The 16,406-nt window shown below is 69.8% G+C and carries 16 protein-coding genes; 14 read left to right on the top strand and 2 right to left on the bottom strand.

Features of this window, described 5'->3' with window-relative positions; genetic code table 11:
* Window positions 1–127 precede the first annotated feature (127 nt).
* The 5 genes from recA to dapF all read left to right on the top strand — a co-directional run bounded on the left by recA (window position 128) and on the right by dapF (window position 5,265).
* Window positions 128–1,177, top strand: coding sequence for a recombinase RecA (recA, locus tag ACTWLI_RS00310; RefSeq protein ID WP_056740637.1), 1,050 nt, complete (start codon window positions 128–130; stop codon window positions 1,175–1,177).
* On the top strand, window positions 1,164–1,706 hold the full coding sequence (locus ACTWLI_RS00305; RefSeq protein ID WP_445154755.1) for a regulatory protein RecX: 543 nt from the start codon (window positions 1,164–1,166) through the stop codon (window positions 1,704–1,706). The genes recA and ACTWLI_RS00305 overlap by 14 nt, the downstream gene beginning before the upstream one ends.
* Before the next feature lie 64 nt (window positions 1,707–1,770).
* Window positions 1,771–3,303, top strand: coding sequence for a tRNA (N6-isopentenyl adenosine(37)-C2)-methylthiotransferase MiaB (miaB, locus tag ACTWLI_RS00300; protein WP_445154754.1), 1,533 nt, complete (start codon window positions 1,771–1,773; stop codon window positions 3,301–3,303).
* Window positions 3,304–3,307: 4 nt separating this feature from the next.
* Complete coding sequence (gene miaA, locus ACTWLI_RS00295) at window positions 3,308–4,222, top strand: tRNA (adenosine(37)-N6)-dimethylallyltransferase MiaA (protein WP_445154753.1); 915 nt, start codon at window positions 3,308–3,310, stop codon at window positions 4,220–4,222.
* Between the two features lie 86 nt (window positions 4,223–4,308).
* Window positions 4,309–5,265: a diaminopimelate epimerase gene (gene dapF, locus ACTWLI_RS00290; protein ID WP_445154752.1), complete on the top strand. Its 957-nt coding sequence runs from the start codon at window positions 4,309–4,311 to the stop codon at window positions 5,263–5,265.
* On the opposite strand, the gene ACTWLI_RS00285 is transcribed toward dapF, so the two are convergent.
* Window positions 5,246–5,860 (bottom strand): class I SAM-dependent methyltransferase, encoded by a 615-nt coding sequence (locus ACTWLI_RS00285; RefSeq protein WP_445154751.1) that lies wholly within the window; start codon window positions 5,858–5,860, stop codon window positions 5,246–5,248. The genes dapF and ACTWLI_RS00285 overlap by 20 nt on opposite strands.
* Window positions 5,861–6,424: 564 nt before the next feature.
* Between ACTWLI_RS00285 and hflX the strand changes: the two genes are divergently transcribed.
* On the top strand, window positions 6,425–8,008 hold the full coding sequence (hflX, locus tag ACTWLI_RS00280; RefSeq protein ID WP_445154750.1) for a GTPase HflX: 1,584 nt from the start codon (window positions 6,425–6,427) through the stop codon (window positions 8,006–8,008).
* Entirely contained in the window at window positions 8,001–10,121 is a 2,121-nt protein-coding gene (locus ACTWLI_RS00275) for an ATP-dependent DNA helicase (RefSeq protein ID WP_445154749.1), read from the top strand. The genes hflX and ACTWLI_RS00275 overlap by 8 nt, the downstream gene beginning before the upstream one ends.
* A 155-nt stretch (window positions 10,122–10,276) precedes the next feature.
* Here the strand turns inward: ACTWLI_RS00275 and lexA are convergent, their stop codons facing one another.
* Window positions 10,277–11,026 carry a transcriptional repressor LexA gene (gene lexA / locus ACTWLI_RS00270; protein ID WP_445154748.1) on the bottom strand — a complete coding sequence of 250 codons (750 nt, stop codon included), beginning with the start codon at window positions 11,024–11,026 and terminating at the stop codon, window positions 10,277–10,279.
* Window positions 11,027–11,456: 430 nt separating this feature from the next.
* On the opposite strand from lexA, the gene ACTWLI_RS00265 reads away from it, so the two are divergent.
* The 7 genes from ACTWLI_RS00265 to ACTWLI_RS00235 all read left to right on the top strand — a co-directional run bounded on the left by ACTWLI_RS00265 (window position 11,457) and on the right by ACTWLI_RS00235 (window position 16,361).
* On the top strand, window positions 11,457–11,846 hold the full coding sequence (locus tag ACTWLI_RS00265) for a LysM peptidoglycan-binding domain-containing protein (RefSeq protein WP_445154747.1): 390 nt from the start codon (window positions 11,457–11,459) through the stop codon (window positions 11,844–11,846).
* A 100-nt stretch (window positions 11,847–11,946) separates the two neighbouring features.
* A complete protein-coding gene (locus ACTWLI_RS00260; protein ID WP_445154746.1) occupies window positions 11,947–13,065 on the top strand; it encodes a histidinol-phosphate transaminase in 1,119 nt (372 codons plus the stop codon).
* Between the two features lie 67 nt (window positions 13,066–13,132).
* The gene (gene hisB / locus ACTWLI_RS00255; RefSeq protein ID WP_445154745.1) at window positions 13,133–13,771 is read left to right on the top strand and encodes an imidazoleglycerol-phosphate dehydratase HisB; all 639 of its coding nucleotides are present in this window, start codon (window positions 13,133–13,135) and stop codon (window positions 13,769–13,771) included.
* Window positions 13,768–14,517: an imidazole glycerol phosphate synthase subunit HisH gene (gene hisH / locus ACTWLI_RS00250; protein WP_445154744.1), complete on the top strand. Its 750-nt coding sequence runs from the start codon at window positions 13,768–13,770 to the stop codon at window positions 14,515–14,517. Before hisB ends, hisH begins: the two co-directional genes overlap by 4 nt.
* Window positions 14,518–14,676 carry a hypothetical protein gene (locus ACTWLI_RS00245; protein ID WP_445154743.1) on the top strand — a complete coding sequence of 53 codons (159 nt, stop codon included), beginning with the start codon at window positions 14,518–14,520 and terminating at the stop codon, window positions 14,674–14,676.
* A gap of 49 nt (window positions 14,677–14,725) precedes the next feature.
* Window positions 14,726–15,472 carry a bifunctional 1-(5-phosphoribosyl)-5-((5-phosphoribosylamino)methylideneamino)imidazole-4-carboxamide isomerase/phosphoribosylanthranilate isomerase PriA gene (gene priA, locus ACTWLI_RS00240; RefSeq protein WP_056740656.1) on the top strand — a complete coding sequence of 249 codons (747 nt, stop codon included), beginning with the start codon at window positions 14,726–14,728 and terminating at the stop codon, window positions 15,470–15,472.
* Window positions 15,473–15,485: 13 nt separating this feature from the next.
* Window positions 15,486–16,361 (top strand): SseB family protein, encoded by an 876-nt coding sequence (locus ACTWLI_RS00235; RefSeq protein WP_445154742.1) that lies wholly within the window; start codon window positions 15,486–15,488, stop codon window positions 16,359–16,361.
* Window positions 16,362–16,406: the final 45 nt, after the last annotated feature.

Raw genomic sequence — 16,406 nt, 5'->3', positions numbered from 1 at the left:
TCAGAGCGTTTTTCCACATACGCGACGGCGGCCGCTACTTTGTCGGTGGCTGCCACTAGCGTCAGTGATGACATAGCAACGGCCCAGGCGGCCGCTCTCCAGCGAGAAAGTATCAGAGGTGTGAACCATGGCTGCAGCCCCGGATCGCCAGAAGGCGCTCGACGCAGCGCTTGCCCAGATCGATAAGCAGTTCGGCAAGGGCTCGGTGATGCGCCTGGGCGATGAAGTCCGCGCGCCCATCGAAGTCATCCCGACCGGTTCCATCGCATTGGACGTCGCGCTCGGCATTGGCGGCCTGCCCCGCGGCCGCGTCGTGGAGATCTACGGCCCCGAATCCTCCGGTAAGACCACCGTCGCCCTGCACGCTGTCGCGAACGCCCAGCGCCAGGGTGGTATCGCCGCGTTCATCGACGCCGAGCACGCCCTTGACCCCGAATACGCCGCCAAGCTTGGCGTCGACACCGACGCGCTGCTCGTCTCCCAGCCGGACACCGGTGAACAGGCGCTGGAAATCATGGACATGCTGGTCGGCTCGGGCTCGCTCGACGTCATTGTCATCGACTCCGTGGCCGCCCTGGTGCCGCGCGCCGAAATCGAAGGCGACATGGGCGACAGCCACGTCGGCCTGCAGGCCCGCCTCATGAGCCAGGCGCTGCGTAAGATCACCGGCCGGTTGAGCCAGACCAAGACCACCGCGATCTTCATCAACCAGCTGCGTGAAAAGATCGGCGTGTTCTTCGGCTCGCCGGAAACCACCACGGGTGGCAAGGCGCTGAAGTTCTACGCCTCGATCCGTATCGACGTCCGCCGCATCCAGACCCTGAAGGAAGGCGCGGACTCGGTCGGCAACCGGACCAAGGCGAAGATCGTCAAGAACAAGATGGCCCCGCCCTTCAAGATCGCCGAGTTCGACATCATCTACGGCCAGGGCATCTCCCGCGAGGGCGGCATCATCGACATGGGTGTCGAGCACGGCCTGATCAAGAAATCCGGCTCGTGGTTCACCTACGACGGCGACCAGCTGGGCCAGGGCATGGAGAACTCCCGCCGGTTCCTCCGCGACAACCCGGAGCTCGCCGCAGAGCTCGAGCGCCTGATCAAGGAAAAGCTCGGTGTCGGTGTGAAGGCTGCCGAGACGGAGGAGTCCCCGAAGCTGAAGGCCGTTGACGGCTTCTAAGCCGCCGGCGCCGGAGCAGGATGCCGACGCGGATCCTGCTGCGGCGGCCCGGGCGATCATCCTCCGTCAGCTGACCGCCTCGCCCAAAAGCCGCCTGCAGCTGTCCCGCAAGCTGGCCGAACGGAACATCCCGGAGGACGTCGCGGAGGCCGTGCTGGACCGCTTCGAGGCCGCCCGGCTCGTGGACGATGCCGACTTCGCGGACATGTGGGTCCGGAGCCGGTCGCAGCACCGGAAGCTGGCCAGGGGTGCGCTGCGCCGGGAACTGGCCGACAAAGGCATCGACCCGGAGACGGCCGCCGCCGCCCTCGAGCAGGTCAGCGACGAGGATGAAGCCGCGGCCGCCCGGGAACTGGTCGAGCGCAAGGTGCGGAATGTGCGCGGGCTGGAGGATCCTGCGGAGCGGGACAAGACCGTCCGCCGGCTCGCCTCCATGCTCGCGCGCAAGGGCTACCCGCCGGCGGTGGCGTTCCGGGTTGTCGGGGAAGTGCTGGACGCTGCCCTCGACGAGCCGGAGGACGGCGACTGAGGGCCCACCGGCGGACCGGCCGGCAACTGGCCCGGGCAGCCTCCCGACCCGGTACCCTTAACGGGTGAGTTTGACCATTCCCTCCCCAGCCGGATCACCTTCCACGCCAGCCACCGCGGCGCGCACCTATCAGGTGCGGACCTTCGGGTGCCAGATGAACGTGCACGATTCCGAACGGATGTCCGGACTGCTCGAGGCGGCCGGGTACGTCCGGTCCGAGGGCGAACTCGCCGACGTCGTCGTCTTCAACACCTGTGCGGTGCGGGAAAACGCCGACAACAAGCTCTACGGCAATCTCGGCATCCTGCGCCCGGTCAAAGAGGAGAACCCGGGCATGCAGATCGCCGTGGGCGGCTGCCTGGCGCAGAAAGACCGCGAGGCCATCCTGAAGAAGGCCCCGTGGGTCGATGCGGTGTTCGGCACCCACAACGTCGGCGCCCTGCCGGCCCTGCTGGACCGCGCCCGCCACAACGACGAGGCGCAGCTGGAGATCCTGGAGTCGCTGGATGTCTTCCCCTCGACGCTGCCCACCAAACGGGACTCGGTGTACGCCGGCTGGGTCTCCATTTCCGTCGGCTGCAACAACACCTGCACCTTCTGCATCGTTCCGTCCCTGCGCGGCAAGGAAAAGGACCGCCGGCCCGGCGACATCCTCGCCGAGATCCAGGCGCTCGTCGACGACGGCGCCATAGAAGTCACCCTGCTGGGCCAGAACGTGAACTCCTACGGCGTGGAGTTCGGCGACCGCCAGGCATTCTCGAAGCTGCTGCGCGCCTGCGGTGACATTCCCGGCCTGGAACGCGTCCGGTTCACCAGCCCGCACCCCGCCGCGTTCACCGACGACGTCATCGACGCCATGGCCGAGACACCCAACGTGATGCCGCAACTGCACATGCCCCTGCAGTCCGGCTCGGACCGGGTGCTCAAGGAGATGCGCCGGTCCTACCGCTCTGCAAAGTTCCTCGGGATCCTGGAAAAGGTGCGGGCGAAGATGCCGCACGCAGCCATCTCCACCGACATCATTGTCGGGTTCCCGGGCGAAACCGAGGAGGACTTCCAGGCCACCCTCGACGTCGTGGAGCAGTCCCGCTTCGCCACGGCGTTCACCTTCCAGTACTCCAAGCGGCCCGGAACGCCCGCCGCGGAGCTCCCGGACCAGCTGCCCAAGGCAGTGGTGCAGGAGCGCTTCGAGCGGCTCACCGCCCTGCAGGACCGGATCGCCGCCGAAGAAAACGCCCGGCAGCTCGGCCGCCGCGTCGAGGTGCTGGTCACCGCCCAGGCAGGACGCAAGGCCGGCGAAACCCACCGTCTCTCCGGCCGCGCCCAGGACCAGCGGCTGGTGCACTTCTCCGTGCCCGACGGCGCCGAAACCCCCCGCCCGGGAGACCTCGTCACCGTCACGATCACCGAAGCCGCGGCGTTCCACCTGATCGCCGACCCCGCGACGGCCGGCGACTACGCCCTCCGCCGCTCCCGCGCCGGCGACGCCTGGGACCGTTCACAGGCCGACTCCTGCGGCGCCCCGGTGCCCGCACGCCCGGGCGGAGCCGCCGGAGTGTCGCTGGGCATGCCCACCCTTCCGGTCCGCGCCCGCTAAGGCCGTGGCACCTCCCGCCGGACCGGCCGCCCCGCCGGTCATTGCCGTCGTCGGGCCGACCGGCTCCGGAAAGTCCGACCTCGCCGTCGCCTTGGCGTTGGAGCTGGACGGCGAAGTGGTCAACGCCGACGCCATGCAGTTCTACCGCGGGATGGATATCGGCACCGCCAAAATCACCGACGCCGAGCGCCGGGGAGTGCCGCACCACCTGCTGGACATCCTCGACGTGACCGAGGAGGCCAGCGTCTCGGACTTCCAGCAGCGCGCCCGGGCCGCGATCGCTGACATCCACGCCCGCGGAAAGCGGGCGATCCTGGCGGGCGGCTCGGGGCTGTACGTCCGTGCTGCCCTCGACGTCCTGGACTTCCCCGGCACGGACCCGGCTCTCCGCAGGCGCCTCGAGGCGGAGGAACGCACGGCGGGCCTGGCCCCGCTCCGGGCCAGGCTGGAACAGGTTGATCCGGTGTCCGCCGGGCGCCTGGGCGACGCCCGCCGGGTCATCCGCGCCCTGGAAGTCTTCGAACTGACGGGCCGGCCCTTCAGCTCCTTCATGCCCACCCGGACCTACTTCCAGCCGGCAGTGCAGATCGGCCTGGACGTGGACCGGGAGGAACTGCGCGAACGGCTTGCCGCCCGCGTCCACGCCATGGTCGACCGGGGTCTGCTCGAGGAGGTGCGGCGGCTGGACGCCCGGGGGCTGCGCCGCGGCCGGACCGCCGCCCGCGCCCTGGGTTACGCCCAGTTCCTCAAAGTCGTGGACGGCGAATCCGACGAGCAGCAGGCCGCGGAGGAGACCATCGTCGCGACCCGGCAGTTCGCCCGCCGCCAGCTGACCTGGTTCCGGGCCGACCCTCGGATCCACTGGCTGGACTGGAAGAATCCGCAGCTGACGGCCAAAGCCGCAGACCTCTGCCGCTAGCAGGTGCCGGGTAGCAGGTGCCGGTAGCAGGGACCGGCAGAAGGCGCCGGTAGGGGAGCCGCCGCGCCGCCCGGTAACCTAGGAGCATGGACGAATCCCTTGCCCCGGCCGTTGACCGACCCGACGCCGGGGGCACCGCCGCGCTGTCCGGCCTCAAGTTCGCCAAGGGCCACGGCACCGGCAACGACTTCGTCCTGATCGCCGACCCCAACGGCGCCCTCTCCGTCACCCCCGAACAGGTGGCCGCCCTGTGCGATCGGCACCGCGGCATCGGTGGCGACGGGCTGATCCGCGCCGTACCCTCGCGGATGCTGCCCGAAGGCCGGGAATTGCTCGCGCAGCACCCCGACGCCGAGTGGTTCATGGACTACCGCAACGGCGACGGGTCCCTCTCGGAAATGTGCGGCAACGGAGTCCGGGTCTTCGTGCACTTCCTCGTCAGCGAGGGCCTCGCGGACCTGCCGGCCGGTGAATCGCTGACCATCGGCACCCGCGCAGGAGTGAAGACCGTGGTCCGCACCGCGGCAGGCTACGCCGTGGACATGGGCCCGTGGGAGTTCATCTTCCCCGGCGAAGCGACCGCCCGGGCCATGGACTCCCTGGTCAGCGCCGACGGCCTGGAGGTGGCCCGGCCCGCGCTGTCGGTGAGCATGGGCAACCCGCACACCGTCGTGGCGCTGGCCGAACAGGCGGAACTGGAAGCCACCGAGCTGTACCGGGCGCCGCGCGTCGACCCGCTGCCCCCGCACGGGACCAACGTCGAATTCGTCGTTCCTGCCGAACCGCTCGTCCACGACGGCGTCGGCGCCATCACCATGCGCGTGCACGAACGCGGCGTGGGGGAGACCCAGTCCTGCGGCACCGGTGCCTGCGCAGCCGCCGTCGCCATTCGGCACTGGGCCGGCCAGGGTTCCCCGGACACCTGGAACGTCACGGTGCCCGGCGGCGTCGTCGGCGTGAAATTCTTTGTGGCCGCGGACGGCCACGAACACGTCGAGCTCAGCGGCCCCGCCGTCATCGTCGCTAGCGGGACGCTTTCCTGACCCGCAGGATCCGGAAGGACTTCGAGGTGCTCTCGCGGGTCACGGTGAAGCTGCTGTCCAGCTCGGCTGCCAGCCAGCGCTGAAGCGAGTCCGAGCCGAGGTTCTTCTGCACGACGAGCCAGGCCGACCCGCCCGGCGCCAGCCGCGGCAGCCAGTGCAGCAGCAGGGTGTGGAGTTCATCCTTGCCGATCCGAATCGGCGGATTGGACCAGATCGTGTCAAAGCGCAACTCCGGATCGACTTCCCCGGGAGTGCTGGCCGTGACGTTCTCCAGCCCCAGCAGCGCCGCGTTCTCGTTGGTCAGGGTCACGCAGCGCTCGTTGACGTCGACGGCATACACCTGCGCGTGCGGTGCCTTCAGGGCCATGGTCAGAGCGATCGGCCCCCAACCGCAGCCAATGTCCAGCAGGTTTCCCTGCGGCGCAGGGGACGGGACGTCGGCCAGCAGGACGGCGGTGCCCTTATCGATGCCGTCCGGGCTGAAGATCCCCGAGGAGGTCTGCAACTGCCGCTGGGCGCCGGCCAGCTCCACGGTCAGGGGCTTGCGGGTGAACGGCCCGGCGGGCTGGGCGCTGAAATAGTGTGCAGACTCCATAACTGGCCAGATTAGTTCGACGTCGGCGGCTAAGGGAAACCGGCGCGGACACGGGTCCGGTGCAGGGCCGCGGCGCCGGGCACGGGCCGCCCTCTGCTACGCTTAAAGGCATGATCTTGAACTTCAAGTAGCCGGCACGGGCCCCGCTCTATCAAGGCCCGTCCCCGCAGCGACGCAGGTACCTACCTTCCGCTCAGTGCGCCCCCAACCGTGAACCCGGACCGATGTGTCCGGCCGTGGAGCGGCGCCCGATCCACTTGGAGTCCATCCTTTGGAGCTCCGCCTCCTCGAATCCCGCCATGCCGGATCCCTCCGGCCGGCCGGACCCGCGGCGGCATGGCCGGCACAGGCTGAACGGAACCACTTCCCCCGCTCCCGGCGCACCGACGCCGTCGGCGGACCCATTCACCGCTCTGCCACGGAGCGCCCGCCCTGCCCGCGGCCACAGCACCGCAGGCACGCCAGGAGGCACGGATGACCCCAAACAGTCAGCCCAGCGCGAATACCGCGCCACGGAACGCCGAACAGCACTATCCTGAAATTGCCAACCCTTCAAAGGAGAACATGACCAGCCAGCCCAACACCGGATCCGACTCAGCCGCCCAGGACATGAGCCCTGCGGAAATCCAGGCAGTGATCGACCGGATCCTCTCCAAGGACGCCCCCGCCGTGAAGCCGGAGCGCCGCGACGGTGCCGGGGCCGCCGGCGAATCCAAGGCCGTGCTCGGCCGGGCCCAGGCCATTTCCCGGCTGGACGAGGAACACGGCAGCTACGACGGCGACCAGCAGGACCTTGCCGAACGCCACGCACTGCGGCGCACCGCCGGCCTGTCCACCGAACTCGAAGACGTCACCGAGGTCGAATACCGGCAGTTGCGGCTCGAACGCGTCGTCCTCGCCGGGCTCTGGACCGAAGGCACCCTGGCCGACGCCGAGAACTCGCTGCGCGAACTCGCCGCCCTGGCCGAGACCGCCGGTTCCGAAGTCCTGGACGGCCTCGTCCAGCGCCGCGCCAAGCCGGACCCGGGAACCTTCCTGGGCTCGGGCAAGGCCCAGGAGCTCAAGGACATCGTGATGTCCACGGGCGCTGACACCGTGGTCGTCGACGCCGAACTGGCCCCGTCCCAGCGGCGCGCCCTGGAAGACATCGTCAAGGTCAAGGTGATCGACCGGACCGCCCTGATCCTGGACATTTTCGCCCAGCACGCCAAGAGCCGCGAGGGCAAGGCCCAGGTGGAACTGGCCCAGCTCGAATACCTCCTGCCGCGCCTGCGCGGCTGGGGCGAGTCGATGTCCCGCCAGGCCGGCGGCCAGGTCGGCGGCGCCGGCGCGGGCATGGGTTCGCGCGGCCCCGGTGAGACGAAGATCGAACTGGACCGCCGCCGCATCCGCACCCGCATGGCCAAGCTGCGGCGCGAAATCGCCGCCATGAAGCCCGCCCGCGAAACGAAGCGCGCCAACCGCCGCCGCAATGCGGTGCCGTCGGTAGCCATCGCCGGTTACACCAACGCCGGCAAGTCCTCCCTGCTGAACCGCCTGACCGACGCCGGTGTGCTGGTGGAGAACGCCCTGTTCGCCACCCTGGACCCGACGGTCCGCAAGGCAGAGACGCAGGACGGGCTGGGCTACACACTCGCCGACACGGTCGGGTTCGTGCGCTCACTGCCCACCCAGCTGGTCGAAGCCTTCCGCTCCACCCTGGAGGAGGTCGCGGACGCGGACTTGATCCTGCACGTCGTCGACGTCTCCCACCCCGACCCGGAGGGCCAGATCGCGGCCGTCCGGTCCGTGTTCAGCGAGGTCGACGCCCGAAAGGTGCCGGAGATCATCGTCCTGAACAAGGCGGACGCCGCGGATCCCTACGTGGTCGAACGGCTCAAGCAGCGCGAACCCCGCCACGTCGTGGTCTCGGCCCGGACCGGGGAGGGCATCCCCGAACTCCTGAAGGCCATCAGCGAGGGCATCCCGCGGCCCAGCGTCAAGCTCGAACTGATGATCCCGTACCAGCGCGGGGACCTGCTCAGCAAGCTCCACGAGACGGACGCGGAAATCCTCAGCCTCGACCACGAGGAAGGCGGCACCCGCGCCGTCGTCATGGTCCGCGAAGGGCTCGCGGCCGAACTGGATTCCTTCGTCAGCAATGACTGATCCGGTTTCACCCGACGGGGACCCGGGCGAGCCCGGCACCGCACCGTCCGGCAAAACACCGTCCGGCAGCGCACCGTCCGGCGAGCAGTTCGTTCTTGACCTGCTCGACCGGGCGGTCGCCGGCATGGGCGGGCAAAGCCGTGAAGGCCAGCACGAGATGGCCCGGCAGGTGGCGCGCGCGATTGAATCCGGCGACCACCTGCTGGTCCAGGCCGGCACCGGAACCGGCAAGTCCTTGGCCTACCTGGTGCCGCTGATCGCCCACGCGCTGGGCAGCGACAAGCCCACCCTGGTCTCGACCGCCACCCTCGCCCTGCAGACCCAGATCGTCGGCCGGGACCTGCCGCGGCTGCTCAAGACGATCACCCCCGCACTGGACCGTCCGGTCAAGGTCGCCCTGGTCAAGGGGAGGTCAAACTACGTCTGCCGGCACAAACTCGAGGGCGGGTTCCCCTCCGAGGAGCCGTCCGAAGGCCAGCTGTTTTCGCTCGGCGAGGACACCTCGGTGCCGCACTTCGCCGCCGCCATGGGCGGACCCTCCTCGCAGCTGGGCAAGGAAGTGGTCCGGCTCCGCGAGTGGGCCGAGGACACCGCCACGGGGGACCGCGATGAACTCCTGCCCGGGGTGACCGACCGGGCCTGGCGCCAGGTCTCCGTGACCTCCATGGAGTGCCTCGGCGCCCAGAAGTGCCCGCTCGCCGCCGAGTGCTTCAGCGAGCTCGCCCGGCAGAACGCCGCCGACGCGGACGTCGTGGTCACCAACCACGCCATGCTGGCGGTCAGCGCGTTCGAAGGCCTGGCGGTGCTGCCCGAGTACGACGTCGTCGTCGTGGACGAGGCGCACGAACTGCAGGACCGAGTCACCGGCGCCGTCTCCGGGCAGCTTTCCGTGGCCATGGTGCACGCCGCAGCCTCAGGTGCCCGCAAACACACCGGAATCACCGTCGATGCGCTCAACACCGCCGCGGCCAACCTCGAGCTGGCCATCGCCGGCGTGCCCAGCGGGCTGATGCCCAACGGGCTCAACAGCGAACAGCTTGACTGTGTGGACCAGCTCCGGGACGCCTGCCGCGCCGCGCTTTCGGATTCCAAGGGGGACAGCTCCGTCACCGCCGACGGCGGACGGCAGCTCGCGCGCTCCCGCCTGATGGTGATCCTCGAACTGTGCGAGCGGCTGCTCGCCGCCAAGGAAAACCGGGAAGTCGTCTGGTTTTCCCGCGCCAGCAGCTTCGACCCGCAGCAGGGCTACTCCCAGCCGGACGACTCCGCGCCCGCGTTGATCAACATCGCCCCGCTCAGCGTGGCCGGACGGCTGCGCGAGGGGCTTTTCGCCGACCACACCGTCGTGCTGACCTCGGCGACGCTGGCCATCGGTTCGGCGTTCGAGCCTGCTGCCGGGGGACTGGGCCTGGTCGGCCCCGGCGCTCCGAGCTGGACCGGCGTCGACGTCGGTTCCCCCTTCGCCTACCCGCAGCAGGGCATCCTCTACGTGGCCGGGCACCTGCCCAAACCAGGCCGCGGCACCTCCCCGGAAGCCCTTGACGAGCTGGAAAAGCTGATCCGGGCCTCCAACGGCGGGGCACTGTGCCTCTTCTCCTCCCGGCGGGCCGCCGAGGAGGCCGCCGACGCGATGCGTCTGCGGCTGGACCTGAGCATCCTGTGCCAGGGCGAATCGACCATGACGGCGCTGGTCAAGCAGTTCGCCGACGAACCGGACACTTGCCTCTTCGGCACCATGTCGCTCTGGCAGGGCGTGGACGTGCCCGGAAACTCCTGCCGGCTGGTGGTCATCGACCGGATCCCGTTCCCGCGGCCGGACGACCCGCTGATGACCGCCCGGTCCCGCGCCGTGGCGCAGTCCGGCGGCAACGGCTTCATGAGCGTCTCGGCGACCCACGCGGCCATCCGCCTCGCCCAGGGCGCCGGGCGGCTGATCCGCTCGACGTCGGACAAGGGCGTGGTGGCCGTGCTGGACTCACGCCTGTCCACCGAACGCTACGGCGCCTTCCTGCGCGCGGCGCTGCCGCCGTTCTGGCCCACCACGGACCCGGCAGTGGCCCGTGCGGCCCTCGAACGCCTGGCCCGCACGCCGGCGCCGCAGGCTGCCGGCTAGGCCGCCGGCACCGGAGGCCAGAGCAGGCCACGGCGCCGGCCCGAACACGGCAGGCCCGAACAGGGAAGACCCGAACAGAGAAGGCCCCGTCCGATTCGATCGGACGGGGCCTTCCGGCTGTCTGGGGCAGGCAGTCGGGGAGGTGCGGGCGCAGACTACAGGGAGCGCAGCACGGACACGACCTTGCCCATGATGACGGCGTGGTCGCCGAGGATCGGCTCGTACTGCGTGTTCTGCGGCAGCAGCCAGGTGTGGCCGTCGCGCTGCCGGAACGTCTTCACCGTCGCCTCGTCGTCGAGCAGTGCGGCCACGATGTCACCGTTGGCGGCGTCATTCTGGCGCCGGACCACCACCCAGTCACCGTCGCAGATGGCGGCATCGATCATGGAATCCCCGGCCACCTTGAGCATGAACAATTCACCGTGGCCCACCAGCTGGCGCGGCAGCGGCATGACGTCCTCAACCACCTGGTCCGCCAGGATCGGACCGCCGGCGGCGATCCGCCCGACGAACGGCACCATGGCGGTGTCGGTGGCGCTGGCCAGTTCAGCCACGGCAAGGCCGCCAACCGCGCGCAGTCCGCTGGACTTTTCCACGCCGGAAATCCGGTTGGCACCTTCATCCAGGGTCAGCGGCATGAGCACCTCCATGGCGCGCGGGCGCTTGGGGTCCCGGCGCAGGTAGCCCAGTTTTTCCAGCTGGGAGAGCTGGTGGGTAACGCTGGAGAGGCTGGCGAGCCCGACCGTGTCGCCGATCTCGCGCATGGACGGGGGATAGCCGTTGTCGGTGACCGACCGCTGGATGGTCTCCAGGATCTTCTTTTGGCGGACGGTGAGGCTCTTCGGCGCCCGGACGGCCTGCGGACCGCGCGCTGCGGCCCTCCCGCCGGCGGCTTGTGCTGCCATGTTCGCCTTGCCTTTCCGTTGCGCCCGGCGTTTCTGCCGTCCGGACCGTGAGATCTAAAAATGTCGGACCCCGCTGATGAACTGTTTCTGTTCGAAAAGCCGGTGCTCCTGTGCTTCAAAAGTAGGCCAGCCCCCGGTCTTTTTCAAACATTTGTTCTAGCGAGTCTCGACATAGTTCGTTCATAGGTGCTAAAACAGAGACAGTGGAGTTCGAAGATGTGTTCGAATAAGCGCCGGCGGGTACGGGAAGTACTTTCGGCTCTATGTTCGAGCGGCAGGCGTCGGACGGTTTGGCTGGAACAAGGTCCGGAGCGCACAGCCCCGGTCCGGAGCAGTTGGTTCCAGAGTGTTGCGTTAGTAGGTTCGGCCGGTTGGCGGCGGGTAGTGGAGTACGCCGGGCGGCACAGACAAGTCCAGGAGGGCTCAGTTCATGTCAGCAGTAAGCGTTGGTACAGAATCGCTGGTTTCCATCACCACCGCCGGGGCGCCGGCCGCTGCCGGGCGTCCGGCCCCGCTCCGGCTGACCCGCCGGGGCCGGTTCGTCTTCCTGGGGCTGCCGCCAATCCTGCTGGCCGCGCTGCTGATGTCACTGGCCGGCTTCCTCAACTCACCGGCCAAGGCGGCGGACTCCGCCGCGGACATCTCGCTCACGCCGGCGGTCACCGTCACGGTCCAGCCCGGCCAGTCGCTGTGGGCCATCGCGGGCACAGTGGCTCCGGAGCGCGATCCCCGCGACGTGGTCGCCGACATCGTCCAGCTCAACAACCTCGATGCGGCCCGCGTGCTGCCGGGCCAGCAGCTCTTCGTGCCCACCAAGTAGCTTCGCCGTCCCGGCCGGCCTGCCTGTCCGACCCGGCGCGGGGGACCGCGTCAACAGTCACAGTTTCGGGGCCGGACGGTCCCTCACTTAAACTGGAGGGGTGACTGACCAGCTAGAGCGACTCGACCGACTGCCCCTCCGAACGAACCTGCGGGGGCTCCGGCCCTACGGCGCACCGCAGCTGGACGTCCCGATCCTGCTCAATGTCAACGAAAACACCCATGGCGTTCCGGCCGATGTCCGGGCTGCCATCGCCGAGGCAGTGACGGAGGCCGCCGCCGGACTGAACCGCTACCCGGACCGCGAGTTCACCGAACTGCGGACGGCGCTGGCCGAGTACCTGGGCCACGACCTCGGCGCGGACAACATCTGGGCAGCCAACGGCTCCAACGAGGTGCTGCAGCAGATCCTCCAGGCCTTCGGCGGCCCGGGACGCACCGCACTGGGCTTCCCTCCCACGTATTCCATGTATCCGCTTCTCGCGGCCGGCACCGATACCGCGTACATCACCGGCGAGCGCGCCTCCGACTATGGCCTCAGCGCCGCCTCGGCCGCCCGCCAGGTCCGTGAACTCGTACCCAACATCGTCTTCCTCTGCTCACCGAACAACCCCACCGGCACCGGCCTGGGACTGGACGTGGTGGAGGCCGTCTACGAGGCCGGCGAGGCGAGCCAGACCGTGGTGATCGTCGACGAGGCGTACCACGAGTTCGCCCACGACGGCACCCCCAGTGCCCTCACCCTGCTCCCGGGGCGGGAACGGCTGATCGTGTCCCGGACCATGAGCAAGGCCTTCGCCCTGGCCGGCGCCCGGGTGGGCTACATGGCCGCGGCGCCGGAGGTCGCGGACGCGCTGCGACTGGTCCGGCTGCCGTACCACCTCTCGGCCATCACCCAGGCGACCGCGCTGGCGGCCCTGCGCCACCGCGTCGCCCTGATGGCCGACGTCGAGGACATCAAGCGTCAGCGGGACCGCATCGTGACGGAACTGACGCGGATGGGCCTGAAGCCGGCCGCCTCCGACTCGAACTACGTCTTCTTCGGCGGCCTCGAGAACCCGCACCAGGTGTGGCAGGGACTGCTGGAGGCCGGCGTACTCATCCGCGACGTCGGGATCCCCGGCCACCTCCGCGTGACCGCCGGCACTGAGACGGAAACCACAGCCTTCCTCGAGGCCCTGGAACGGATCCTGACCGGTCCCGGGGCCCCGTCCGCCTAGACTTAACCCCAGGACCCACGCGCGGCGCCCGCCAGCCGGGCGCCCGCCCCATCCAAAGGACATCCCCATGAGCAACACCGCATCAGCCGCCGTCGCGACCCGGACCGTGGCCCGGACCGCCCGCCTGGAGCGGAGCACCAGCGAATCGTCCGTCCTGGTCGAAATCGACCTCGACGGTACAGGCGTCTCGGACATCAGCACCTCGGTCCCGTTCTACGACCACATGCTGACGGCCCTGAGCAAGCACTCGCTGATCGACATGACCGTCAAGGCCACCGGCGACACCCACATCGACGTGCACCACACCGTCGAGGACGTCGCCATCACTCTCGGCGAGGTCCTGCGCACGGCCCTGGGCAACAAGGCCGGCATCCGCCGCTTCGGCGAAGCCACCGTGCCGCTCGACGAAGCCCTCGCGCACGCGGTCGTCGACGTCTCGGGCCGGCCCTACCTGGTGCACGCCGGCGAACCGGCCGGCCAGGAATACCACCTGATCGGCGGCCACTTCACCGGATCGCTGACCCGGCACGTCTTCGAAGCCATCACGCTCCACGCCGGCATCTGCCTGCACATGAACGTCACCGCCGGCCGCGACCCGCACCACATCGTCGAAGCGCAGTTCAAGGCTTTCGCCCGGGCGCTTCGCGCCGCCGTCGAACCCGACCCGCGCGTCGAGGGCATCCCGTCCACCAAGGGCGCACTGTGACCGGCAAAGTGCTGCGCGACGGCGCGATCATCGACCCCGACGCGCACCGGAAGCCGGCGTCGCCGGAGGGCAAGCCCACGGTCACGGTCCTGGACTACGGTTCCGGCAACGTCCGTTCGGCCGTCCGGGCGCTCGAACGTGCCGGCGCCGAGGTGATCCTCAGCTCCAAGCCCGAGGATGTGCTCAACGCCGACGGCCTCGTCGTACCCGGGGTCGGGGCCTTCGAGACGGTCATGAACGAGCTCAAGGCCGTGGACGCGGTCCGGATGATCGGACGCCGCGTCGCCGGCGGCCGGCCCGTCCTCGGCATCTGCGTCGGGCTCCAGGTCCTGTTCGAGGCCGGCGTGGAACACGGCACCGTCGCCGAGGGCATGGGGGAGTGGCCGGGCAAGGTCGAACTCCTGCAGGCCGACGTCGTCCCGCACATGGGCTGGAACACCGTCACCGTCCCGGAGGGCTCCGCGCTCTTCGCCGGGGTGGAGAACGAGCGGTTCTACTTCGTGCACTCCTATGGCGTGCAGCGCTGGGACTTCGACGTGATCCAGCCCCGCATGGCTGCCCCGCTCGTGACCTGGTCGGAGCACGGCGCGCCTTTCGTCGCCGCGGTGGAGAACGGGCCGCTGTGCGCCACCCAGTTCCACCCGGAAAAGTCCGGTGACGCAGGCGCCCGCCTGCTGCGCAACTGGGTCGACGGCCTGCGCCGGGACGCCCCGGCCGGTACAACCGGCCCGGAAACGACCGCCTAGATGTGGTCCATCGTGCTGATGGGCCTCGCCGGCCTGCTGGTCGGCGGCGCGCTGTCCTTCCGGCAGCAGAAGAGCCCGCTTTGGGTCCAGGTGGTCTTCTACCTCCTGGCCGCCATGGCGCTGCTGGCCGCCTATCTTTTGACCCTGCCGGGAAAGTAAGCGCCCCCGCGCCCGCACCGGCCCGTCCCAACCCGTGAGGATCCCAACGATGACCACCGAAACCCCGCTGCCGGTCCTGGAACTGCTCCCCGCCGTCGACGTCGTCAACGGCCAGGCCGTGCGCCTGGTCCAGGGCGAAGCCGGGAGCGAAACCAGCTACGGCACGCCGCTGGAAGCGGCGCTCAACTGGCAGCAGCAGGGCGCGGAATGGGTCCACCTCGTGGACCTCGACGCCGCCTTCGGCCGCGGGTCGAACGCGGAGCTGCTGCGCGAGGTCGTCGGCCGGCTGGACATCAAGGTCGAGCTCTCCGGCGGGCTGCGCGATGACGAGTCCCTGGAACAGGCGCTGGACCTCGGCGTCGCCCGCGTGAATCTGGGCACCGCTGCGCTGGAAAACCCCGAGTGGACCCAGCGGGTCATCGAGCGCTTCGGCGACAAGATCGCCGTCGGCCTCGACGTCCGCGGCACCACCCTCGCCGGCCGCGGCTGGACCAAGGAAGGCGGCGATCTTTGGGAGGTCCTCGGCCGCCTTGAGGAAGCCGGCTGCGCCCGCTACGTCGTCACCGACGTGACCAAGGACGGCACCCTGCAGGGTCCGAACGTGGAACTGTTGCGCCAGATGGTGGAGAAGACCGGCAAGCCCGTTGTGGCCTCCGGCGGCATCTCCAGCCTCGAGGACCTCCGGGTCCTGCGCTCCCTGGTGCCGCTCGGCGTCGAGGGCGCGATCATCGGCAAGGCCCTCTACAACGGCAACTTCACGCTGCCCGAAGCCCTCGACGCCGCCGGCCGCCGCTAGCCCGGCCGCGGTCATGGAGCACAGCACCCCGCCGGGCGGACGCGCGCTGCCCGGGCACATCGCAGCGGCCCTGGCCGGAGCCGGCGGGCCCGCGGACTCCGCCGGCCGGCCCTGGGCGGGACGCAGCCTGGCCGGTGACGATGCCAAGATCCACAACTTCGAGGACGACGACGGCTCCGCGGACCCCGGCTACCTCGCCGCCCTGGCCCGGCTGGCCGAGGGGACCGGGGATGAAGCCGCCGTCGTCGCCGCCCTGGCCACCGCCCGGGTCTTCGTGCCCATCCTTGCCCAGCTCGCGGAGGAAGGCGAGGGTGCCGGCGGCCTGCACGCCGATAAACAGGCCGACATGGCCCTCGTGACACTGAAAGCACCCGACGGGCGGATGGCCATGCCCGTCTTCACCTCGGCGGCGGCCCTGGAGGCCTGGCACCCGGAGGCCCGACCGGTGGCGGTTTACGCCGCACGGGCCGCGCTCTCCGCAGTGGCCGAAGGCGCCGAACTGCTCGTGCTTGACCCCGGCTCGGCTGCCACCTTCGTGGTGCGGCGCCCGGCCGTCTGGGCCCTGGCCCGGCAGCACGGGTGGACCCCGAGCTACCTTGACCCGGCGGTGGCCGAGGCGGTCGGCGGGGGTGCGGCCGGTGAGCCGGCGCTCCGCCGCGTCGAAATCAGTCCCGGCGGCGGGGTCGCCTCGGCGCAGGCCGACGGCGCGCAACTCCCCGGCGGTGGCGCCGGACCGGAGCTGCGTCTGGTGCTGTACCTTGAAGACGGGCTCGACGCCGGCGCAGTGCAGGCCCTCGTGGCCCGGCTCAACAACACCTGGGCCCGGAACGAAACGTTTGCCGAACGGGTCGACTCGATCGAAATCAAGTTGCAGCGCGTAGCACCATAGCCGACGGCCGGCGCGGAGACGTCCCGGTGCTGCCAATGCAGTACA

Source organism: Arthrobacter sp. Hor0625, assembly GCF_052567525.1.
This window is presented reverse-complemented; position numbering and strand designations above follow the sequence as displayed.

Coding starts and splice junctions, on each gene's coding strand:
- recA (WP_056740637.1), top strand. CDS start 128: ATGGCTGCAGCCCCGGATCGCCAGAAGGCGCTCGACGCAGCGCTTGCC.
- dapF (WP_445154752.1), top strand. CDS start 4,309: ATGGACGAATCCCTTGCCCCGGCCGTTGACCGACCCGACGCCGGGGGC.
- ACTWLI_RS00285 (WP_445154751.1), bottom strand. CDS start 5,860: ATGGAGTCTGCACACTATTTCAGCGCCCAGCCCGCCGGGCCGTTCACC.
- hflX (WP_445154750.1), top strand. CDS start 6,425: ATGACCAGCCAGCCCAACACCGGATCCGACTCAGCCGCCCAGGACATG.
- ACTWLI_RS00275 (WP_445154749.1), top strand. CDS start 8,001: ATGACTGATCCGGTTTCACCCGACGGGGACCCGGGCGAGCCCGGCACC.
- lexA (WP_445154748.1), bottom strand. CDS start 11,026: ATGGCAGCACAAGCCGCCGGCGGGAGGGCCGCAGCGCGCGGTCCGCAG.
- ACTWLI_RS00265 (WP_445154747.1), top strand. CDS start 11,457: ATGTCAGCAGTAAGCGTTGGTACAGAATCGCTGGTTTCCATCACCACC.
- hisB (WP_445154745.1), top strand. CDS start 13,133: ATGAGCAACACCGCATCAGCCGCCGTCGCGACCCGGACCGTGGCCCGG.
- ACTWLI_RS00245 (WP_445154743.1), top strand. CDS start 14,518: ATGTGGTCCATCGTGCTGATGGGCCTCGCCGGCCTGCTGGTCGGCGGC.
- priA (WP_056740656.1), top strand. CDS start 14,726: ATGACCACCGAAACCCCGCTGCCGGTCCTGGAACTGCTCCCCGCCGTC.
- ACTWLI_RS00235 (WP_445154742.1), top strand. CDS start 15,486: ATGGAGCACAGCACCCCGCCGGGCGGACGCGCGCTGCCCGGGCACATC.